The organism is Seohaeicola sp. 4SK31 (assembly GCF_028802875.1).
GTDB lineage: Bacteria > Pseudomonadota > Alphaproteobacteria > Rhodobacterales > Rhodobacteraceae > Seohaeicola.
Window position 1 is genome coordinate 109,749 of record NZ_JARAMP010000011.1, and the last position, 20,949, is coordinate 130,697.

A 20,949-nucleotide genomic window follows, 5' to 3' on the forward strand; every position below is an offset into this window, starting at 1 on the left:
GCGCTGAATCTGATCTGCGGCAGGTGGCCATAGCGCGTTGCTTGCCTGCGGGGCTGGCGCGGATGCTGAAGCAGCACATGCCGAGGGGCACGGCTTACGTCAATGTCGGGCACACAAATCTGACGGAGCGCGTGCTGGGTGCCCTTGAACAAGCTATCGCGGCGCGCATCGTGGTGATGGTGCACGATACGATTCCGCTGGATTATCCGCAGTATCAGCGACCGGGCACTGTCGAGGCCTTTCGTGCCATGTTGGGCCGCGTGCAGCGTCATGCGACCCTGATCCTGTGCAACTCTGCTTGCACGCGCGCCGATGTGTTCCGCCATATGACTCCGCGCGGTCCAGTTCCTGAAACGCTGGTGTCATGGTTGGGGATCGAGGGCATGACACCAGATCCCACCGTTGAAATGCCAAAGGGATTTGACCGGAGCAGACCCTATTTCGTGACTGTTGGCACGATAGAGCCGCGGAAGAACCATATGTTCTTGCTGGATCTCTGGTCTGACATGGTCAGGACGCAACCGCCTGAAGCAGTGCCACACCTGCTGATCTGCGGCGCGCGTGGCTGGAACAATGAAGATGTCTTCGCGCGGCTCGACTCTGATCCGATGATGGGTCGCCATGTGTTCGAGATGCCAAACCTGAGCGATGGGCAGATTGCGACCCTATTGCAACGCGCGCATGGCGCCCTGTTTCCAAGTCATGCGGAAGGTTTCGGGCTGCCGCCTGCCGAAGCCTTGGCTCTGGGTGTGCCAGTGATCTGCAATCACCTTGAAATCTATACTGAAATTCTTGGTGATTATCCCGTTTACGCAAGCGTCGATGACAGGTATCTTTGGATGCAAGAAACAGAACGTCTGGCTATTGGCCAGAATGGCAGGCAGGTCACAGGCAAAGGGTTCCAGCCGCCGTGCTGGAGATCCCACTTCAAGGCCGTGTTAAGCCGGTTGTGATTGAGTGGCGTGAGCCCACATGGGCAACGTCGAGGTAGGGAAGGCACGGTTTGGGCGTCTGGCAGTCATATCGTCTGCGGCTTCAGCGCAAGCGCTGGCTGTTGCGTGCCTGGCGCAAGCGGCGGGAACTGCGCCCTGTCACGGACCGGACAGGCAAAATCAAGCCAGGTGATATCCTGCTCTTCTCGACCATGCGGAATGAACAGATCCGTCTGCCGTATTTCCTTCAATATTACCGAGATATGGGGGTGAACCACTTCCTGCTGGTCGACAACGACAGCACGGACGGTTCCTATGATTATCTGGCGGATCAGCCAGATGTCTCGCTCTGGCACACGCGGCACAGCTACAAGCGCGCGCGTTTCGGGGTGGATTGGCTCAACTGGCTACAGACCCGCCATGCCCACGGGCATTGGTCGCTGGTCGTAGACCCTGACGAATTCCTGATCTATCCGTTCTGCGATACACGACCGCTCAGGGCTTTGACGGACTGGCTTGATGCCTCATCCATCAAGTCGTTTTCGGCCATGCTTCTGGACATGTATCCCAAGGGACCTCTGGACGCGCAACCCTATCAGGCAGGCCAGGACCCGATGGAAATCGCGAACTGGTTCGACGCGGGCAATTACAGCATCTCGCGGAACAAGCGCTTCGGCAACCTGTGGATTCAGGGCGGGCCGCGCAGTCGTGTCTTCTTTCCCGACAAACCGGAAAAAGCACCCGCTCTGAACAAGATCCCGCTGGTGAAGTGGGATCGGCGCTACGCCTATGTGAGTTCGACCCACATGTTGCTGCCGCGGGGCTTGAATCTTGTCTATGACGAATGGGGTGGCGAAAAGGCCAGCGGTGTGTTGCTGCATGCCAAGTTCCTGGACACGTTCTCGGTCAAGGCGGCAGAGGAACTGTCGCGCAAACAGCACTATGCCGCTTCGGTCGAATACAAGGCCTATGCGGAAAACCTCAAGTCAAACCCGGATCTGTGGTGCAAGTGGTCCGAGAAGTACATCAACTGGCGCCAGCTTGAAATTCTGGGGCTCATGTCCAAAGGAAACTGGGCATGACCGTCGGGATCGTGATGCTGGTACACACGGCGCTGGGCCGGGCCGAGCAGGTGGCACGGCACTGGTCGGCTAGCGGGTGCCCGGTGGTTATCCATGTGGATCGGTCAGTCCCCAAAAAGACCTACACGGCTTTTGTCGAATCCCTGTCCGATCTACCGCGTGTGCGTTTCTCGAAACGGCACCGGTGTGAATGGGGCACATGGGGGATCGTGGCCGCCTCTCAGGCTGCATCGGAACTGATGTTGGCTGAGTTTGCGGACGTGCGGCATGTCTATCTCGCGTCTGGCTCCTGCCTTCCGCTGCGCCCGGTGCAGGAGTTGATTGATTACCTTGCAGCGCGCCCCCGGACGGATTTCATCGAGAGCGCCACGACAGCGGATGTTCCCTGGACTGTCGGCGGTCTTGATCAGGAACGCTTCACCCTGCGATTTCCGTTCTCTTGGAAACGTCATCGCTTTCTGTTCGACAGTTTCGTCAAGCTGCAACGCAGGCTTGGCCTCAAGCGAAAGATGCCGAACGGTCTTGTCCCTCATATGGGCAGCCAATGGTGGTGCCTGACACGACAGACGCTGTCCGCCATTCTGCAGGACCCTGAGCGTGCCACCTATGACAGTTTCTTCAAACGCGTGTGGATCCCGGATGAAAGCTATTTCCAGTCCCTCGCAAGGCTCTATTCCAGCCAGATCGAAAGCCGATCCCTGACGCTGAGCAAGTTCGATTTTCAGGGCAAGCCACATATCTTCTATGATGATCACTTGCAGTTGCTGCGCCGCTCGGACTGTTTCGTGGCGCGCAAGATCTGGCCACATGCCAATCGCCTCTATGAAGTGTTCCTGACAGATGCCGCAGGAGCAATGAAGAGGACGGAACCGAACCCCGGCAAGATTGACCGGATCTTCGCCAAGGCCGTAGACAGGCGGACGCGCGGGCGTGCGGGTCTCTATATGCAAAGCCGCTTTCCAAACGAAGGTTGGGAGAATGGCGTCACTTCGGGCCCCTATTCGGTGTTCGAAGGTTTCTCGGACCTTTTCGAGGATTTCGAGAGTTGGCTGACCAAGGCAACGGGCGCACGGGTCCACGGCCATCTGTTCGCACCTGATCGCGTCGAATTCGCCGGTGGTTACAGTGTCATGAATGGTGGCCTGTCTGACAGCGCAAAGCTGCGCGACTACAATCCGCGGTCCTTTCTTTGCAATCTGATCTGGAACACCCGGGGCGAGCGTCAGTGTTTCCAGTTCGGACCTGCTGACACGCAGGCGATCAGCTGGCAGATCGCCAAGGACCCGAACGCGCAGATCTCGGTCATCTCGGGGGCTTGGGCGGTGCCGCTGTTTCGGTCCAACCGGAATTTCGCGGATATCCGCAAGGATGCAGCCCTTCTTCAGAAGGTGGAAAGCGATCATCTGGATATTTTGCGTTCACCTTATGTGAAGGCGCGTGTGCGGATCTGGACCATGGCCGAGTTCATCGAGGCCCCGATGGAGCCACTGCAAACCATCCTGGATGAAATCGGGAACCGTGGTCTGCGCCGGCTGTCCGAAGTGCCCAAGATGGCAGACCTTGAAGGTTTCGGACAGTTTCTGCAAAATCTCAAGAACCAAGGGATGCACCCCTATCTGATGGGTGACTTCCCTGTGGCGCGTGACATTCAGCCGCCGACACAGTCCTCGCGCAAACCTTATCTGGTGCGATGAAGATGTCAGATCGGTTCGATTATTTCATCGTTTTTGCCGAGATGCGGACGGGTTCGAATTTCCTTGAGACGAACCTGAATGCCTATGCCGGGTTGGCCTGTCATGGAGAAGCATTCAATCCCCATTTCATCGGCTATCCCAACAGGACCGAGATTCTGGGCATCACGCAGCCCATGCGTGATGCCAATCCTGCCCGGCTGATCGAAGCGGTCAAGCATGGCAGCGATGGACTTGGCGGATTCCGTTTTTTCCACGACCACGACCCGCGGGTTCTTGATCTGTCGCTGCCGGACCCACGCTGTGCCAAGATCATCCTGACAAGAAACCCCGTGGACAGCTATGTTTCATGGAAGATCGCGCAGGCCACGGGTCAGTGGAAGCTGACCAATGTGAGCAAGCGCAAGGATGCGATGGCCGTCTTTGACCGGGCCGAGTTCGAAGCGCATCTGACTGCCCTGCAAGAGTTTCAAGTCCGATTGCTGCACGCCTTGCAGACCACCGGGCAGACGGCTTTCTATGTTGCCTATGAGGATCTGCAGGACGTGTCTGTGATGAACGGCTTGGCGCGGTTCCTGGGGATAGATCACCAGCTTGAAAGCCTTGATGAAAGCCTCAAGAAGCAGAACCCAGAGCCATTGTCCGAGAAGGTGCGGAACTTTGATCAGATGGCCGATGCGCTGGCGCGGCTGGATCGGTTCAACCTGACACGCACCCCGAACTTCGAGCCACGCCGCGGGGCGGCCGTGCCGGGATATGTCGCGGCAAAACACACGCCGCTGCTGTATCTGCCGATCCGCTCTGGCCCAGAGACGCAGGTTTTACAGTGGATGGCCGATCTGGACGGGATCAACCCAGATAGTCTGAACAGTGGTTTTACGCAGAAAACCCTGCGTCAGTGGATGCGCGGCCATACTGGCCATCGCAGCTTTACCGTCCTGCGTCATCCGGTAGCGCGGGCTCATGCCGCTTTCTGCGAGCGCATCTTGATGACGGGTCCGGGTCATTATGCTGAAATCCGCAAGATCATGAGGAAATCATACGCCGTGCCGATCCCCAAGGATGCACCCGGCCCGGACTATGACAGGCAAGCGCATCGCGACGCATTTATGGCGTTTCTGGAGTTTCTGAAGGTCAATCTGGCGGGTCAGACATCGGTGCGGGTAGATGCAGCCTGGGCCACGCAGATGCAGGTTTTGCAGGGTTATGCCCAGTTCGCCCTGCCTGACATGATCCTGCGCGAGGATGAGATCGAGGTGTATCTTCCGGCTCTGGCGCAGCAATTGGGGCATCCAGATCCTGCGACCCCGCAGGAGGTGCCGCCGGATCAGCCCTTTGCCTTGGCCGACATCCATGATTCCGAGATCGAGGAACTAGTCAGCACCATCTATCAACGCGACTACATCGCCTTCGGCTTCGGGCCGTGGGCGGCCACGTCCTGACTGAGCGGATCAGGCCGCCTGAACTGCGGGCGCTTCGGTAAGAATGGTGTAAAGTGTGCCGGGATCGGTATTGGCCCGCAGCTTGGTGCAAACGGACGCTTCGCGCAGGGTGCGTGACACAAGCGCCAGCGCCTTCAGGTGTTCCACCCCCGCGTCTTCAGGTGCAAACAGGGCGAAGATGATATCCACCGGCGCACGATCGACCGCGTCGAAGTCGATCGGCTTTTCCAGCAGCATGAAGGCACCTTGCACCGAATCCAGCCCGGCGATGCGGGCGTGGGGCAGGGCCACACCGTGGCCCACGCCCGTTGGTCCCAGCGTCTCGCGCTCCATCAGCGCCTCGACGGCGGCGGCGGCATTGATCTTGTAGACCGATGCCGCCATGTCACCGAGATCATGAAGAACGCGCTTCTTGCTGGTGGCCGAGGTAATCACCTTCACGGCCTCCGGCCTGAGGATGGTCGAAATCTTCATGTTCGCTCAACGCTCCGGTTGCGGGGGCCGCGACAGTTGCTATCGCGGGTCAATCCATCCGATATTGCCGTCTTCACGACGGTATACCACATTGACCCCTTCTTTTCCTTCATTTCGGAAAACCAGAACCGGTGCTCCTGCAAGCTCCATCTGCATGACCGCCTCACCCACGGATAGAGACGGTATTTTCGTCTCCATCTCGGCGATGATCATCGGTTGCAGCGTCGCAGGCTCCGAATCCTCGTCATTCCCCTCAGCCGCGAGGATATACGAGGACGCCTCCATGATTTCAACCGGCTCGGTCCATTCGCGGTGGTGATCTTTCAACCGACGCTTGTAGCGGCGCAGTTGCTTGTCCATCTTTTCATTGCAGGCGTCGAAAGCGGCATAGATTTCGGTGGCATGGGCCTTGGCAGCAGCGGTCAGGCCACTGGACAGATGGACGGTCGCCTCGCAGACGAATTCATGTGCGGATTTCGAGAAAACGACAGTCGCATCGGTGGGACGCTGCGAATACTTTGCCATCACGATCCCCATCTCATCCTTCACATGGGTCTGAAGGGCCTCGCCGATGTCGATTTGCTTGCCACTGATCTGATAGCGCATCATGTCTCCTTTGCATGACAAATCGGGGTGCGTCCGTGGCTGTGCCGCCGCGGTTCCGTCACGCCCGAATGCTGGATTGCGACCCTCGTGCAGTTCGACCCCGGCCTTGCCAAAATGGAAAGGCGACCAATGAAACGGGAGCTGCATACACGACTGTCATTCTTCTATTGGAGAGGAAGGTATGGGGGTCTGTCAATCAGAACAAATGCGCGAGCGGATGCTTGCGGGCACAAGACCGTTTCCACGGGGGACGGATGTCACGAGATGCGGAAACTGTCGCCCAGATAGACGCGCCGCACGTTCTCGTTGCGCACGACTTCGTCGGGGGTACCGGACATGAGGACTTTGCCATCATGCAGGATATAGGCCCGGTCCACGATCTCGAGGGTTTCGCGCACGTTGTGATCTGTGATCAGAACACCGATGCCACGTTTCTTGAGATCCGCGACCAGATGGCGGATATCACCCACGCTGATGGGATCGACCCCGGCGAAAGGTTCGTCCAACAGCAGATATTTGGGATTGGCAGCCAGACACCGGGCAATCTCGACCCTCCGCCGTTCACCACCCGACAGCGCCAGGGCCGGAGCGCGGCGCAGATGTTCGATCGAGAACTCGGAGAGCAACTCTTCCAGTCGTTCGCGTCGTTTGTGGCTATCCTTGATCGAGATATCGAGGATAGCCCCGATATTGTCTTCGACGGACAGGCCGCGGAAAATCGACATCTCCTGCGGCAGGTAGCCGATCCCCATCTTTGCGCGACGATACATCGGCAGATTGGTCACATCCTGCCCGTCAATAGTGACCTCGCCACCTTCGGGATAGACCAGACCGGCTATGGCATAAAAGGTCGTGGACTTGCCGGACCCATTGGGACCCAGCAGGGCGACCACTTCGCCGCGGTTCAGCTCCATACTGAAATCGCGGATCACAACGCGTTTCTTGTAGCTCTTGCGGAGATGTCGGACCCGTAGACCCGAATTCCCATCGGTGACGGTCAATTGAGGTTTGGCCATGCTCAATCCGCCCCGCGCAGGATCGTCTTGACCCGACCGTCCATCTGCGCCGTACCGTCTTCAAGATTGACCCGCATCAGATCCGAGGTAAGTGCGCTTGCGCCTTGTGTCAGAAGGACATTGCCGCGCATGACGACAAAACCGTCATCGACATTGTAATCGGCGCTCTCTGCCTCGGCGGCATCGGGGCCGCTGACCAGCGTGACTCCACCTGTGGCTTCCAACCGGGCGATCCGCGCCTGCTGCCCTTCCGAGGCTTCGGCATAGACGACCAGCACGCGCGGCGCGGCCAGTCGCATTTCCCCCTGAATGATGATGACATTTCCGGTAAAAATGGCCGTGCCATCCTGCTGGCTGACAGAAAGGCTATCGGCGGTCACTTCAACTGGTAGGGACGTGTCCTGCTGGATTGCCCCGAAGGCCAGATTCGTGGTCTGCGCCCGCACCTGCGTGGCCGGCCCCAGCATCGCAAGGGCAAGGATCAGAGCACATAGCAGGGAAGGGGCGGTCAGGGGCGAGTGTCCGAGCGGCACGGGTTGGTCTTTCTCAGTTTTCCGGATCATATATCAGCTTGACGCCATTTGTGAAAAACAAATGGACGTCACCTGTTTCAGGATCTGATGTCATCGTCATTTTTCCCGCATCTAACTGGCCGGGCGGTCCGGTTCCGGTAATAGGTCCGTCGGATTCGGCCGCGATTTCGCGCATGCTGGTCGTCAGTTCTTCGGTCTCGATCCGGTAGCCGGTGGAACTGATCAGAACCACGTCGCCTTCCAGCACGGCGATGCCCGAGATATCGTTCACGGTACCGAGCAGAGAGGTGATGTTGATCCGCCCGCCTTCGCTCAGGTCGATCTGTGCGGCCATACTGTCTGCGATCACGCGCTCGGGTTGGTCCGGGTCGACGCGGGCACTTGTGGCAACGAAGGAGACAAGATGCCCGTCCTCGGTCGCGCCCGCGAAAGTCGGCTCGGTGATCTGCTGGCTGCCCGTGCGGCTTTCCAGATCAGCCCTGTCGGCAGGAATGGGGCGTGTCGGATCAATCGTGCGAGAGAGCAGAAACAATGTCGACAACAGCGCCAGCGCTGTCAGTGGCAGAAGGATCTTCAGCCAGTTGATGACACGGGACCGAAGACTGGTGCGCAGGGCCATGTCTCAGCCCAGACCCACGCGCAGGCAATCATGGATATGCAGCAAGCCGACCGCGCGACCCGGCAGTTCCTTGTCGATCACGAAAAGGCAGGTGATCTTGCGTTCGTTCATCACGCCAACAGCCGCCTCGGCCAACGCATCAGGACCAATGGTGCGGGGATTGCGGGTCATCACATCCGCGGCGGTCAGGGACAAAAGACCGTCCATATGTCGCCGCAGGTCACCATCTGTGATGATTCCCGTCAGCAAACCGGCCGCATCAGTCACGCCGACCACGCCAAATCCCTTGCGGCTGATTTCCAGCAATGTGTCGCCCATCGGGGCTGTCCCGCTGACCAGTGGCAGTGCATCGCCAACATGCATCAGATCACGCACGCGGCTGAGTTGCGCGCCCAACTTGCCTCCGGGGTGGAAATTGCGGAAATCCTCGGGCTGGAATTGCCGATGTTCCATCAGGGCCACGGCCAGCGCATCGCCAAGCGCGAGGGTCATGGTGGTGGATGTCGTGGGAACGACACCCGTTCCACAAGCCTCATCAACGCGGGGCAAGGTAATCGCCACATCGGATTGCTTGAGCAGCGTGGAGCCCGCCCGGCTGGCAACGCCGATCATCGGGATGCCGAAGCGACGGGAATAGGCGATCATGTCGGCCAGTTCAGGCGTTTCGCCGGAATTCGACAGCATCAGAAGAACGTCATCCGGTGTCAGCATCCCCAGATCGCCGTGACTGGCCTCGGCTGGATGCACGAATTGTGCGGGCGTCCCGGTGCTGGCCAGAGTAGCCGCGATCTTGCGCGCGACATGGCCGGACTTGCCCATGCCGGATACAATCACACGGCCACGCGCGCCAAGCATCAACTCGACCGCTTCGGCGAATTCGCCACCAAGCCCATCCGCCAATTGGACGAGCCCGTCAGCCTCGGCGCGGATCACGCGGCGGGCGATGCTCAGGAATGTCTGTGCCTTGTCCATCAATGTGCGAAGATGTCCTGTTCGGGCCAGCCGGCAAGGTCGAGTTTGGCACGCATCGGCAGGAAATCGAAGCAGGCCTTCGCCATCTCGACCCGGCCTTCGCGCGCCAGCATCATGTCCAGCGCCTCTTTCAGGCGATGCAGATACAGCACGTCCGACGCGGCATAGTCCATTTGCGCCGTGGACAGTTCCACCGCGCCCCAGTCGCTTTGCTGTTGTTGCTTTGAGACATCCACGCCAACCAGATCCTGCAACAGATACTTCAAGCCATGCCGGTCTGTGAAAGTCCGGATCAGCTTGCTGGCGATCTTGGTGCAATAGACCGGCTGCGCCAGTGCGCCAAACGCGTTATACATCGCGGCAATGTCGAAACGTCCGAAATGAAACAGCTTCAGGACATCCGGGTTCTCGAGAAGAGCGGCAAGGTGGGGCGCTTCGGTCTGGCCCTTCGCGATCTGCACGATATGGGCATGGCCGTCACCGCCGGACAGTTGCACGACACACAGCCTGTCGCGATGCGGGTTCAAACCCATCGTTTCACAGTCAATCGCGACGACCGGACCAAGGTCCAGATCGGCGGGCAAATCGTTCTTGTAGAGGTAGTTTGTCATGTCATTCCCTTCGCGGAGGGAATGGTGCCCAGGAGAGGACTCGAACCTCCACGTCCTTGCGAACACTAGCACCTGAAGCTAGCGCGTCTACCATTCCGCCACCTGGGCACAGGTGTCGTGGAGAAGGCGTTTATCCCTGCGGCAAATGGGTGTCAACGAGGATTCGTCAGATTTTTTCGCGCCGTGCCGTTGTCCCGGTGTTCTGGTGAGGGCTGCGGCTCTGTAACGCCTTGTCCCAGCCGCTGACTGGGTTTAGGAACGGGCAGGATTTATTGGGCCGGAGGCTGCAACATGTCGAAACTCGTCACCATTTACGGCGGATCAGGCTTTGTGGGCCGCTATATCGCACGGCGATTGGCACAAGAGGGTTGGCGTGTGCGGGTGGCCGTACGCCGCCCCAACGAGGCGATGCATGTCAAACCCTATGGTACGCCCGGTCAGGTCGAGCCTGTTTTGTGCAACATCCGTGATGACGCCAGCGTGCGCGCCGTCATGCAGGGCGCCGATGCAGTTGTGAATTGCGTGGGTATCCTTTCCGAGACCGGCAAGAACCGCTTTGACGCTGTGCAGGCTGAAGGGCCGGCACGCGTGGCGCGGATCGCCGCCGAGATGGGTATTGCACGGATGGTGCAGATTTCCGCCATCGGTGCGGATCCCGAGTCAAAGAGCGACTATGCCCGCACCAAGGCGCTGGGCGAGCAAGCGGTGCTTGAGCATATGCCGCAGGCCGTGATCCTGCGCCCCTCGATCGTGTTCGGAGCCGAAGATCAGTTTTTCAACCGCTTTGCCCGCATGGCACAACTTGGGCCGATCCTGCCTGTCGTCGCCGCGGAAACGCGGTTCCAGCCGGTATACGTGGACGATGTGGCACGCGCTGCCCTTCTGGCGGTGCAAGGCAAGGCGGCCCCCGGGATCTATGAACTGGGCGGGCCGGATGTCTCGACTTTCCGCGCGCTCATGGGGCAAATGCTGGATGTGATCCAACGCCGCCGCATGATCGTGAACATTCCCTTCCCCGTGGCGCGCATGATGGCATTCGGTTTTGATATGCTGAACAAGGTCACATTGGGACTGGTGCCTGCACAGATCACTCGAGATCAGGTGCGCAATCTGGCACAGGACAATGTTGTGTCCGAAGGCGCGAAAGGGTTTGCAGATCTGGGCATAACGCCGATCTCGCTGGAATCGGTTCTGCCGGATTACCTTTGGCCCTATCGCCCCTCTGGTCAGTATGCGTCGATCAAGGCTTCGGCGCGGAACCTGCGGCAGAGCTGATCGCGTTCAACTGTAGGCATAGACCAACAGCACGATTCCAAGGATGACGCGGTAGATCACATAAGGTGTGAAACTGACGCTGCGCAGCAAACGCATCATCAGGCTCAGCGCCAGAAGGGCGGCGAAGAAGGCAAAGACGGCGGCTATCGCGCCGTCCCGCGCTGCCGCTCCGTCAGCCTTCACGGCCACCTCGGCCCCCAGCAGGACGCCCGAGGCCATGATCGTCGGGATCGACATCAGCATCGACAGCTTGGCCACATCATGTCGTGCGTAACCCAGCAGGCGACCGCCTGTGATGGTGATGCCCGATCGTGACGTGCCTGGGATCAGGGCCACGACCTGCCACAGCCCCATGATGACCGCATCGCGGATCGACCATTGCGCGGCCGTCTTGGTGCTTGGTCCGCGTTGATCGGCCCAGTAAAGGACCAGACCGAAGATCAGCATCGTCCACCCGATCACGGCAACGCCGCGCATCATATCGTCCAGTCCGGTCAGGTTCAGGATAAGGCCCACGATCACAACAGGCACTGTCGCGATGGCCAGGCACATGGCCAGCCAAGCACCCTGCGTGTCGATCTTGCCCCGCAACATCCGGGGAATCCCCAGAAGCGCCATCCGGACGTCCGACCAGAAATAGAGAATCACGGCGAGAAGCGTGCCCACATGCACGGCCACGTCGATCACTTGTCCCTGATCCTGCATACCCGTCAGCTCCGGCAAGAGAATCAGGTGACCAGAGGATGAAACCGGCAGAAACTCTGTCAGGCCCTGAATCACGGCGACAAGAAAAAGATGGAAAAGCGGCATCAGGCTTTGCTCCGGCTTTGCTCAGCTACCCTATAAAGTATTGTCAGAAAGGGGAAAGACTCGATTTATGTCCGATACGGACATAAATTAGGATGAAAATTCCCGCCAATGCCGCAAAGCAGCGTCAAAAATCGTATTATAGGTCAGTAAGACTGACTTTTAAACGGATTTGCCTTGGTTTAGAAGGTGCCAAACCAGATTTGATCGGAGTTTCCTTGTGGCCAAGCAACCGATGCTGAAATTCATCTCTGTCGAACGCGACATGCCCGAAAAGCGTGAGGCCGAGTCGCGCCGTCAGGATTTCAACGAGATCTATGCCGAATATGCGGATGCCAAGGCCAAGGAGCAGGCCAGTCGGTGCAGCCAATGTGGCGTGCCCTATTGTCAGACCCATTGCCCGTTGCACAACAACATCCCTGACTGGCTGCGCCTGACTGCCGAGGGCCGCTTGCAGGAAGCCTATGAGATCAGCCAGGCAACCAACACCTTCCCGGAAATCTGCGGACGCATCTGCCCGCAGGATCGTCTGTGTGAAGGCAACTGCGTGATCGAACAGTCCGGGCACGGCACAGTTACCATCGGCTCGATCGAGAAATACATCACGGACACCGCATGGGAGCAGGGCTGGGTCAAGCCGATCATCCCGGCGATGGAACGGGACCAGTCGGTCGGCATCATTGGCGCTGGTCCTGGCGGGTTGGCTGCTGCCGATGTGCTGCGCCGCGCCGGAGTGCAGGTTACGATCTATGACCGCTACGACCGCGCCGGCGGATTGCTGACCTATGGCATTCCCGGCTTCAAGCTGGAGAAGGACGTGGTCATGCGTCGCAATGACCAGTTGGAACAGGGCGGCGTGGAATTCGTGCTGAACTGCAATGTGGGCGAAGACATCAGCTTTGACGCCATTCGCGGTAAGCATGATGCCGTTGTCATTGCGACCGGTGTCTACAAGACCCGCGATCTGGATGGCGAAGGTGCGGATGCCGAGGGGATTGTGCGCGCCATCGATTATCTGACCGCCAGTAACCGTAAAAGCTTTGGCGATGATGTGCCCGAGTATGACAGTGGCGAGTTGAACGCAGCGGGCAAGCGCGTCGTCGTGATCGGTGGTGGCGACACGGCGATGGATTGCGTGCGCACTGCGATCCGGCAGGGCGCGACATCGGTCAAGTGCCTCTATCGTCGTGACCGCGCCAACATGCCCGGCAGTCAGCGCGAAGTGCAGAACGCCGAGGAAGAGGGCGTGATCTTTGAATGGCTGAGCGCGCCCAAGGGTTTCGTGGGTGAGCCTGTCACTGGTGTGATGGTGCAGAAGATGCGCCTTGGCGCACCTGATGCAACCGGCCGCCAGTCACCCGAGGTGATCGAAGGCGCAGATTACATCGAAGAGGCGGATCTGGTCATCAAGGCGCTGGGCTTCGAGCCCGAGGATCTGCCGAAGCTTTGGGGTGTTGAGGGTCTGGATGTCACCCGTTGGGGAACCATTCGCGCGGAATACACCACAGGCAAGACCAGCCTGGATGGCGTCTATGCCGTGGGTGATATCGTGCGCGGTGCCAGCCTCGTCGTCTGGGCGATCCGTGATGGACGCGATTCCGCGCAGGCGGTTCTGGAATACCTCAACACTGGCGCGCGCGCCGTTGCAGCAGAATGACAATGCGGCGTCACGCAAGTCACGCCACAGCAGATTGATTTCCGACAGGGCAGGACGCCCGACCCGGCACAGAATGAAAGGTTGAACCCATGACCAAGTATGATGAAAGCTGGGCTGTCGCCGAGGAAGCCAAGCGCAAGTGGATGGCCGAGAACGGTCTCTATGCCGAAGAGGAAGAGCATTCTTCCTGCGGTGTTGGCCTCGTCGTCTCTATCGACGGCAAGCCGTCGCGCCGGGTCGTCGAGAACGGGATTAACGCGCTCAAGGCGATCTGGCACCGCGGGGCCGTCGATGCTGACGGCAAGACCGGCGATGGCGCCGGTATCCATGTGCAGATTCCCGTCCCCTTCTTCTATGATCAGATCCGGCGCACCGGGCACGAGCCCAAGACGGACCAACTGATGGCTGTGGGTCAGGTGTTTCTGCCGCGTACCAATTTCGGTGCGCAGGAAACGTGCCGGACCATCGTGGAAACCGAAGTGCTGCGGATGGGCTATTACATCTATGGCTGGCGTCATGTGCCGGTCGATATTTCGTGCCTTGGCGAAAAGGCGAACGCCACCCGCCCGGAGATTGAGCAGATTCTGATTTCCAACATCAAGGGTGTGGACGAGGAAACCTTTGAGCGCGAGCTATACGTGATCCGTCGCCGGATCGAGAAGGCCGCTATCGCTGCAGGCATTCAGGGGATGTATATCTGTTCGCTGTCCTGCCGCTCGATCATCTACAAGGGTATGATGCTGGCCGAGCAGGTGGCCGAGTTCTATCCCGACCTTCAGGATCCTCGGTTTGAATCGGCTTTCGCCATCTATCACCAGCGTTATTCCACCAACACCTTCCCGCAATGGTGGCTGGCGCAACCCTTCCGCATGCTGGCGCATAACGGCGAGATCAACACGCTGCGCGGTAACGTCAACTGGATGAAATCGCACGAGATCCGCATGGCCTCGGGTGCCTTTGGTGATCTGGCAGAAGATATCAAGCCGATCGTGCAGGCTGGGTCGTCTGACTCTGCCGCGCTCGATTCCGTGTTCGAGGTGCTGGTTCGCGCGGGCCGTTCGGCGCCGATGGCAAAAACCATGCTGGTGCCGGAATCGTGGTCCAAGCAGGCGGTGGAACTGCCGCAAAGCTGGCGTGACATGTATTCCTATTGCAACTCGGTCATGGAGCCGTGGGATGGCCCCGCCGCCTTGGCGATGACCGATGGCCGCTGGGTCTGCGCTGGTTTGGACCGCAACGGTCTGCGTCCGATGCGCTATGTCGTGACAGGTGACGGTCTGCTGATCGCCGGGTCCGAGGCGGGGATGGTCCCGATCAAGGAAGCCACCGTGCGCGAAAAAGGCGCGCTGGGGCCGGGGCAGTTGATCGCGGTGGACATGAAGGAAGGCAAGCTTTTCCACGACTCAGAGATCAAGGACCGTCTGGCTGCTGCCCAGCCTTTTGGGGAATGGGTCGGCAAGATCAACGAATTGGACGATGCGCTGGCCAGTGTGACGGAAGCACCGCTGTTCAGCGGCGCTGAACTGCGCAAGCGCCAGATCGCGGCCGGCTATACCATCGAAGAGCTGGAGCAAATCCTTGCGCCGATGGCTGAGGATGGCAAGGAAACGCTGGCCTCCATGGGGGACGACACGCCCGCGGCTGTTCTGTCCACCAAGTACCGCCCGCTGTCGCATTTCTTCCGCCAGAACTTCAGTCAGGTCACAAACCCGCCCATCGACTCCTTGCGTGAATTCCGCGTGATGAGCCTCAAGACGCGGTTCGGCAACCTCAAGAACGTGCTGGACGAAAGCTCTGCCCAGACCGAGATTCTGGTGTTGGACAGCCCATTTGTCGGCAACGCACAGTGGGATGAGGTCACGCGCAACTTCAATGCGCCGTTGGTCGAGATCGACTGCACCTTCCCCGTGGGCGAAGATCACGATGCGCTTCGCAAGGGTCTGGAGCGGATCCGCGCCGAAGCTGAGGACGCTGTGCGCTCGGGTGCCGGGCATCTGGTGCTGACCGATCACAAGCAGAACGCAGACCGCGTTGCCATGCCGATGATCCTTGCGACAAGCGCTGTTCATTCGCATTTGACCCGCAAAGGTCTGCGGACCTTCTGTTCATTGAATGTGCGGTCGGCTGAATGTATCGACCCGCATTACTTTGCGGTGCTGATCGGTTGCGGGGCTACCGTCGTGAACCCCTATCTGGCCGAGGACAGCATCGCAGACCGGATCGCGCGCGGCCTGATCGACTGCACGTTGACCGAGGCTATGCGCCGCTACCGGGAAGCGATCGACCAGGGTCTGCTCAAGATCATGGCGAAGATGGGCATCTCTGTCGTCTCCTCCTATCGCGGCGGCCTGAACTTCGAGGCGGTCGGTCTGTCCCGCGCCATGTGCGCCGAGTATTTCCCCGGCATGACCAGCCGTATCAGTGGCATCGGCGTGACGGGGATCCAGCGCAAATCCGAAGAAGTTCATGCCAAGGGATGGTTGGGTGGGACCGATGTTCTGCCTATCGGCGGCTTCTACAAGGCCCGCCGATCCGGCGAGACGCATGCGTGGGAAGCAACCTCGATGCACCTGCTGCAGACCGCCTGCAACAAGGCCAGCTTCGAGATCTGGAAGCAGTATTCGGCCAAGATGCAGGCCATGCCGCCGATCCATCTGCGCGACCTGCTGGCGATCAAACCCTTGGGCGCAGCGATCCCGATCGAAGAGGTGGAGAGCATCACCTCGATCCGCAAGCGGTTCGTGACACCCGGCATGTCGCTGGGCGCACTGTCGCCCGAGGCGCACAAGACTCTGAACGTCGCGATGAACCGTATCGGTGCCAAGTCCGACAGCGGCGAGGGTGGCGAAGATCCGGCGCATTTCGTGCCCGAGCCGAATGGTGACAACCCCAGCGCCAAGATCAAGCAGGTCGCTTCGGGTCGCTTTGGTGTAACCGCTGAATACCTGAACCAGTGTGAAGAACTGGAAATCAAGGTCGCCCAAGGTGCCAAGCCCGGCGAGGGTGGTCAGTTGCCCGGTATGAAGGTGACGGACCTGATCGCCCGTCTGCGCCATTCGACCAAGGGCGTGACGCTGATCAGCCCGCCGCCGCATCACGACATCTATTCGATCGAGGATCTGGCGCAGCTGATCTATGACCTCAAGCAGATCAACCCACGCGCCAAGGTCACCGTCAAGCTGGTGGCTCAGTCGGGTGTTGGCACGATTGCGGCAGGCGTGGCCAAGGCCAAGGCCGATATCATCCTGATATCAGGCCATAACGGTGGCACCGGTGCCAGCCCCGCCACCTCGATCAAGTATGCTGGCTTGCCATGGGAAATGGGCCTGACCGAGGCGCATCAGGTTCTGTCGATGAACAACCTGCGCGACCGGATCACGCTGCGCACCGATGGCGGTCTGCGCACAGGACGTGACATCGTCATGGCGGCGATGATGGGGGCCGAGGAATACGGGATCGGCACCGCCGCCCTGATCGCCATGGGCTGCATCATGGTGCGTCAGTGCCAGTCGAACACCTGCCCTGTCGGCGTCTGCACGCAGGACGAGGCGCTGCGCGCCAAATTCACCGGCAATGCCGACAAGGTGGTGAACCTGATCACCTTCTACGCGCAGGAAGTGCGCGAGATTCTGGCCAGCATCGGTGCGCGCAGCATGGATGAGGTGATCGGTCGCGCCGATCTTCTGTCGCAGGTCAGCCGTGGTTCCGCGCATCTGGACGATCTGGACCTGAACCCGCTGCTGATCACCGTCGATGGCGCGGGTGACATCGTCTATGATCGTGCCAAGCCGCGCAATGTTGTGCCCGACACGCTGGACGCCGAGATTGTCCGCGACGCCGCGCGCTTCCTTGAGGAAGGCGAGAAGATGCAACTGTCCTATGCGGTGCAGAACACCCATCGGACCGTCGGCACCCGCGTCTCCAGCCATATCGTCAAGCGGTTCGGGATGCGCAATGCGCTGCAACCCAACCACCTGACGGTCAAACTGACAGGATCAGCGGGCCAAAGCCTTGGGGCCTTTGCGGCACCTGGGTTGAAGCTGGAAGTGTCGGGCGATGCGAATGACTATGTCGGCAAGGGCCTTTCGGGGGGAACCATCGTGGTGCGTCCGCCAATGGCCAGCCCGCTGGTCGCGTCGGAGAACACGATCATCGGCAACACCGTGCTTTACGGTGCGACGGATGGTTATCTGTTTGCGGCCGGCCGCGCGGGTGAACGCTTTGCCGTGCGCAACTCGGGGGCCAAGGTCGTGGTCGAAGGCTGCGGCAGCAACGGTTGCGAATACATGACCGGCGGCGTTGCCGTGATTCTGGGCGGCATCGGTGCCAATTTCGGCGCGGGGATGACCGGGGGCATGGCGTATCTCTATGACCCAGAAGGCGTTGCAGCCAAGATGATGAACATGGAGACATTGGTGACCTGCCCGGTGACCGTCCCTTATTGGGAAGATCAGCTCAAATCGTTGATCCAGCGCCATCTGGACGAAACCGGAAGTCGGCGTGCTGCGGACATTCTCCAGCACTGGGAGGCAGAACGCGCCAACTTCATCCAAGTCTGTCCCAAGGAGATGCTGATCCATATTCCGCACCCCCTGACGATCGAAAAGCAGGCGATGCCCGCCGAATAAGTCATATTCGGGACCAACCTTACCAAGCTATTGAAAACCCGGCGTGTTTTCGCCGGGTTTTTCTTTTTTAAGACATTATCTATGAAAAATTTTGTCTCATTCGCGCGTTAGGGTTGAGTATGTTTGACAGTTAGAGCTGCGCAATGCCCACCGAATATAGCTTCTCGTTCTACACCCTGGACCCCGGCAACCCGCCGTTTTTTGGCACAAGCTTGACTCCTGTAACGCTGACCGCTGTCGATCAGAATGACAACGGATCACTGGGCACATCGCAGGGCGATACGGTCGGGGGATTCGCTGTCACCAGTGTCTGGGTGGGTGATACGATAACCGTTCGCATCAATGGTCAGAACGTGACCATGACAGGCGTCACCTATTATCGCGCCGGGGCGTCTGCCGTCTTCATGCCGACGGATGGCACGGTGCTTGTTCCGTCAAGCTTCCGCTCTTCGACCTTTGTGAACACTTCAACGCAATATGACCTGCCACCGGTTCCTTGCTTCGTCGCGGGAACGATGATCTTCACGGCGAAAGGGGCGCTGCCGGTCGAATCCTTGCAGCCTGGGGATCTCTTGCTGACACGCGACAGCGGCATGCGCCCGGTCCGTTGGGTTGGTCAGATCACCGTTGACGGGACCGGCCGGTTTGCCCCGATCCGATTCATGCCGGATACGCTGGGCAACACACGCGCTCTGCTTGTCTCACCCAACCATCGTATGCTGATGACCGGCTGGAAAGCCGAAATGTATTTCGGCGAGAGCGAAGTTCTTGTCCCTGCAAAGACACTGGTTAATGGTGACACGATCAGCGTGGCACCCTGCGCGCAGGTCACCTATGTCCACATCCTCATGGATCATCACGAAGTGATTTTTGCGGAAGGGGCCGCCACCGAAAGCCTGCATCCAGGTGACTATCTGATTGCGGGGGCCAGCGAAACACGTGCCGAGATTCTGGCCTTGTTCCCGGAACTGGCGACAGAATCCGGTCGGGACAGATGGAAACCCATACGCAGTATCGCAAAGTCCCGCGAGGCGACGCTTCTGGTTGCATGACTGGGCTTTCCCAAGTGCCGCTGCTTGCCTATAGCTGACAGCGTGGCACGCAAGACGAAAACAACACGCGCGAAACGCTCATCCAGCGCAGCAGGACTGGCTCCTCTGCGAACCCTACGGCGTTGGTTGCTCCGCGGACTTTTGGGGTCTGTTGTGTTGATGCTGCTCTGGGTGCTGTCCTATCGCGTCATCAACCCGCCTACCACGCTCTACATGCAGTCAGAAAAGCGGTATCTGGGTGAGATCAGCCGTGAATGGGTAGATGCCGATGAGGTGGCCCCAGTGATGTTGCGTGCCGTCGTCGCGGCGGAGGATGCAAATTTTTGTCTCCACATGGGTTTCGATCTGGACGCTATCAAGACAGCTATCGACTCGGGCGCGAACCGCGGGGCGTCTACGATCACGCAGCAGGTTGTCAAGAATGCTTTCCTTTGGCACGGTCGAAGCTGGGGCCGAAAGGCGCTTGAAGCTTTGATCACTCCTGTGGTCGAGCTGACATGGCCCAAGCGGCGCATCCTAGAAGTCTATTTGAACATCGCCGAGTTCGACGAGGGTGTGTTTGGCGTCGAGGCGGCCTCACGACACTATTTCGGGATTGGATCGGAAAGCCTGTCATCGGCACAGGCCGCGCGACTGGCGATGGTGCTGCCTGCTCCCAAGGCAAGGTCGGCGGAATCGCCGACAGCATCTCAGCGTCGCCGCATCGCGGTGATTGAAGACGGAGCGCAGTTGATCGCCACCGATGGACGAGCCGCCTGTTTCGAGGATTGAAAATCCGCGCGCAGCAAGGCATGCAGGGGGGCAACCCGTAATTGAAGGCAAATCTGTTCCATGGCGCGGCTATTCCACGTTCCCCTGTCCCCTTTCTGCCGCAAAGTCCGGTTGAGTCTGGCGGAAAAGCGCATCGAATGTGAGCTGGTCGAAGAGCGATACTGGGAGCCATCGCCTGATTTTCTGCGTCGCAATCCCGCGGCTAAGGTTCCGGTGCTCAAGATCGACGGCAAGACGATGTCGGAAAGTGCCGCGATCTGCGAGTATCTGGAAGAGGCCTATCCCGAACCTCCGTTGATGCCACGCGGACGGGACGACCGCTATGAGGTACGACGGTTGGTGGCCTGGTTCGACGACAAGTTCCACCACGAGGTGACGTCGAAGCTTCTCTACGAACGGGTGAACAAAAAGATCATGTCCCGCGGTTTTCCCGACAGCCGCAACGTCAAGGATGGTGCCAAGGCTATCAAGTTTCATCTGGACTACATGGCATGGCTTCTGGATCATCGACGCTGGCTTGCTGGTGATGTTATGACCCTTGCCGACTTCGCCGCCGCGGCCCATCTGTCCTCGCTGGACTATATCAGCGATGTTGATTGGAACCGCTCGCAGTCGGTCAAGGACTGGTATGCCACGATCAAGTCTCGCCCGGCGTTTCGGTCGATCCTGGCCGATCAGGTTCCAGGTTTTCCCCCACCGGGTCACTATGCTGATCTGGATTTCTGAGACACCCGTTGCGCAAGGGGTGCTGCCAGCTCCTCGACCTGCCGCCTTCCGCCAA

At 59.3% G+C, this 20,949-nt stretch carries 18 protein-coding genes and 1 tRNA gene; 10 read left to right on the top strand and 9 right to left on the bottom strand.

Annotation, left to right across the window (positions count from 1 at the left end; genetic code table 11):
• Window positions 1-62 precede the first annotated feature (62 nt).
• From PVW27_RS11065 to PVW27_RS11080, 4 genes are read left to right on the top strand one after another with little or no spacing between them, the layout of a single operon-like run.
• Window positions 63-953 (top strand): glycosyltransferase family 4 protein, encoded by an 891-nt coding sequence (locus tag PVW27_RS11065; protein ID WP_274557675.1) that lies wholly within the window; start codon window positions 63-65, stop codon window positions 951-953.
• 50 nt (window positions 954-1,003) lie between these two features.
• Window positions 1,004-2,014 carry a glycosyltransferase family 2 protein gene (locus tag PVW27_RS11070; RefSeq protein WP_274557677.1) on the top strand — a complete coding sequence of 337 codons (1,011 nt, stop codon included), beginning with the start codon at window positions 1,004-1,006 and terminating at the stop codon, window positions 2,012-2,014.
• Window positions 2,011-3,708 (top strand): DUF5927 domain-containing protein, encoded by a 1,698-nt coding sequence (locus PVW27_RS11075; protein ID WP_274557679.1) that lies wholly within the window; start codon window positions 2,011-2,013, stop codon window positions 3,706-3,708. Before PVW27_RS11070 ends, PVW27_RS11075 begins: the two co-directional genes overlap by 4 nt.
• Window positions 3,709-3,710: 2 nt before the next feature.
• Window positions 3,711-5,147, top strand: coding sequence for a sulfotransferase domain-containing protein (locus tag PVW27_RS11080; protein ID WP_274557681.1), 1,437 nt, complete (start codon window positions 3,711-3,713; stop codon window positions 5,145-5,147).
• A 9-nt stretch (window positions 5,148-5,156) separates the two neighbouring features.
• Here PVW27_RS11080 and PVW27_RS11085 read toward each other — a convergent pair whose 3' ends face one another.
• The 8 genes from PVW27_RS11085 to PVW27_RS11120 form a co-directional block, all read right to left on the bottom strand.
• The gene (locus PVW27_RS11085) at window positions 5,157-5,621 is read right to left on the bottom strand and encodes a PTS sugar transporter subunit IIA (RefSeq protein ID WP_274557683.1); all 465 of its coding nucleotides are present in this window, start codon (window positions 5,619-5,621) and stop codon (window positions 5,157-5,159) included.
• 39 nt (window positions 5,622-5,660) lie between these two features.
• Complete coding sequence (gene hpf / locus PVW27_RS11090; protein ID WP_274557684.1) at window positions 5,661-6,227, bottom strand: ribosome hibernation-promoting factor, HPF/YfiA family; 567 nt, start codon at window positions 6,225-6,227, stop codon at window positions 5,661-5,663.
• 257 nt (window positions 6,228-6,484) lie between these two features.
• Complete coding sequence (gene lptB, locus PVW27_RS11095; protein ID WP_274557686.1) at window positions 6,485-7,243, bottom strand: LPS export ABC transporter ATP-binding protein; 759 nt, start codon at window positions 7,241-7,243, stop codon at window positions 6,485-6,487.
• A 2-nt stretch (window positions 7,244-7,245) separates the two neighbouring features.
• Window positions 7,246-7,710 carry an LptA/OstA family protein gene (locus PVW27_RS11100; protein WP_274557748.1) on the bottom strand — a complete coding sequence of 155 codons (465 nt, stop codon included), beginning with the start codon at window positions 7,708-7,710 and terminating at the stop codon, window positions 7,246-7,248.
• Window positions 7,711-7,789: 79 nt separating this feature from the next.
• Window positions 7,790-8,395 carry an LPS export ABC transporter periplasmic protein LptC gene (lptC, locus tag PVW27_RS11105; protein ID WP_274557688.1) on the bottom strand — a complete coding sequence of 202 codons (606 nt, stop codon included), beginning with the start codon at window positions 8,393-8,395 and terminating at the stop codon, window positions 7,790-7,792.
• Between the two features lie 3 nt (window positions 8,396-8,398).
• Window positions 8,399-9,367: a KpsF/GutQ family sugar-phosphate isomerase gene (locus tag PVW27_RS11110; protein WP_274557749.1), complete on the bottom strand. Its 969-nt coding sequence runs from the start codon at window positions 9,365-9,367 to the stop codon at window positions 8,399-8,401.
• Window positions 9,367-9,978: a ribonuclease D gene (locus PVW27_RS11115; protein WP_274557690.1), complete on the bottom strand. Its 612-nt coding sequence runs from the start codon at window positions 9,976-9,978 to the stop codon at window positions 9,367-9,369. The genes PVW27_RS11110 and PVW27_RS11115 overlap by 1 nt, the downstream gene beginning before the upstream one ends.
• Window positions 9,979-10,000: 22 nt before the next feature.
• Window positions 10,001-10,086 (bottom strand) — tRNA-Leu (locus PVW27_RS11120).
• Between the two features lie 183 nt (window positions 10,087-10,269).
• Here PVW27_RS11120 and PVW27_RS11125 point away from each other — a divergent pair.
• The gene (locus PVW27_RS11125) at window positions 10,270-11,253 is read left to right on the top strand and encodes a complex I NDUFA9 subunit family protein (protein WP_274557692.1); all 984 of its coding nucleotides are present in this window, start codon (window positions 10,270-10,272) and stop codon (window positions 11,251-11,253) included.
• A gap of 6 nt (window positions 11,254-11,259) precedes the next feature.
• On the opposite strand, the gene PVW27_RS11130 is transcribed toward PVW27_RS11125, so the two are convergent.
• Entirely contained in the window at window positions 11,260-12,063 is an 804-nt protein-coding gene (locus tag PVW27_RS11130; protein ID WP_274557694.1) for an undecaprenyl-diphosphate phosphatase, read from the bottom strand.
• Window positions 12,064-12,295: 232 nt separating this feature from the next.
• On the opposite strand from PVW27_RS11130, the gene PVW27_RS11135 reads away from it, so the two are divergent.
• From PVW27_RS11135 to fzlA, 5 genes are all read left to right on the top strand, one after another.
• Window positions 12,296-13,717, top strand: coding sequence for an NAD(P)-dependent oxidoreductase (locus tag PVW27_RS11135; protein ID WP_274557696.1), 1,422 nt, complete (start codon window positions 12,296-12,298; stop codon window positions 13,715-13,717).
• Between the two features lie 89 nt (window positions 13,718-13,806).
• Window positions 13,807-18,345: a glutamate synthase large subunit gene (gltB, locus tag PVW27_RS11140; RefSeq protein WP_274557697.1), complete on the top strand. Its 4,539-nt coding sequence runs from the start codon at window positions 13,807-13,809 to the stop codon at window positions 18,343-18,345.
• A 143-nt stretch (window positions 18,346-18,488) separates the two neighbouring features.
• A complete protein-coding gene (locus tag PVW27_RS11145) occupies window positions 18,489-19,397 on the top strand; it encodes a Hint domain-containing protein (protein ID WP_274557699.1) in 909 nt (302 codons plus the stop codon).
• A gap of 30 nt (window positions 19,398-19,427) precedes the next feature.
• On the top strand, window positions 19,428-20,168 hold the full coding sequence (gene mtgA / locus PVW27_RS11150) for a monofunctional biosynthetic peptidoglycan transglycosylase (RefSeq protein ID WP_432762057.1): 741 nt from the start codon (window positions 19,428-19,430) through the stop codon (window positions 20,166-20,168).
• Between the two features lie 60 nt (window positions 20,169-20,228).
• Window positions 20,229-20,894: an FtsZ-binding protein FzlA gene (fzlA, locus tag PVW27_RS11155; RefSeq protein WP_274557703.1), complete on the top strand. Its 666-nt coding sequence runs from the start codon at window positions 20,229-20,231 to the stop codon at window positions 20,892-20,894.
• Window positions 20,895-20,949 lie beyond the last annotated feature (55 nt).

What these genes read in the sequence shown, in the direction of transcription:
- PVW27_RS11080 (WP_274557681.1), top strand. Translation starts at nt 3,711, where the DNA reads ATGTCAGATCGGTTCGATTATTTCATCGTTTTTGCCGAGATGCGGACG.
- PVW27_RS11065 (WP_274557675.1), top strand. Translation starts at nt 63, where the DNA reads ATGCTGAAGCAGCACATGCCGAGGGGCACGGCTTACGTCAATGTCGGG.
- PVW27_RS11145 (WP_274557699.1), top strand. Translation starts at nt 18,489, where the DNA reads ATGCCCACCGAATATAGCTTCTCGTTCTACACCCTGGACCCCGGCAAC.
- PVW27_RS11130 (WP_274557694.1), bottom strand. Translation starts at nt 12,063, where the DNA reads ATGCCGCTTTTCCATCTTTTTCTTGTCGCCGTGATTCAGGGCCTGACA.
- gltB (WP_274557697.1), top strand. Translation starts at nt 13,807, where the DNA reads ATGACCAAGTATGATGAAAGCTGGGCTGTCGCCGAGGAAGCCAAGCGC.
- lptB (WP_274557686.1), bottom strand. Translation starts at nt 7,243, where the DNA reads ATGGCCAAACCTCAATTGACCGTCACCGATGGGAATTCGGGTCTACGG.
- fzlA (WP_274557703.1), top strand. Translation starts at nt 20,229, where the DNA reads ATGGCGCGGCTATTCCACGTTCCCCTGTCCCCTTTCTGCCGCAAAGTC.
- PVW27_RS11115 (WP_274557690.1), bottom strand. Translation starts at nt 9,978, where the DNA reads ATGACAAACTACCTCTACAAGAACGATTTGCCCGCCGATCTGGACCTT.
- PVW27_RS11075 (WP_274557679.1), top strand. Translation starts at nt 2,011, where the DNA reads ATGACCGTCGGGATCGTGATGCTGGTACACACGGCGCTGGGCCGGGCC.
- hpf (WP_274557684.1), bottom strand. Translation starts at nt 6,227, where the DNA reads ATGCGCTATCAGATCAGTGGCAAGCAAATCGACATCGGCGAGGCCCTT.
- PVW27_RS11110 (WP_274557749.1), bottom strand. Translation starts at nt 9,367, where the DNA reads ATGGACAAGGCACAGACATTCCTGAGCATCGCCCGCCGCGTGATCCGC.
- lptC (WP_274557688.1), bottom strand. Translation starts at nt 8,395, where the DNA reads ATGGCCCTGCGCACCAGTCTTCGGTCCCGTGTCATCAACTGGCTGAAG.
- PVW27_RS11135 (WP_274557696.1), top strand. Translation starts at nt 12,296, where the DNA reads ATGCTGAAATTCATCTCTGTCGAACGCGACATGCCCGAAAAGCGTGAG.
- PVW27_RS11085 (WP_274557683.1), bottom strand. Translation starts at nt 5,621, where the DNA reads ATGAAGATTTCGACCATCCTCAGGCCGGAGGCCGTGAAGGTGATTACC.
- PVW27_RS11100 (WP_274557748.1), bottom strand. Translation starts at nt 7,710, where the DNA reads ATGCTGGGGCCGGCCACGCAGGTGCGGGCGCAGACCACGAATCTGGCC.
- PVW27_RS11125 (WP_274557692.1), top strand. Translation starts at nt 10,270, where the DNA reads ATGTCGAAACTCGTCACCATTTACGGCGGATCAGGCTTTGTGGGCCGC.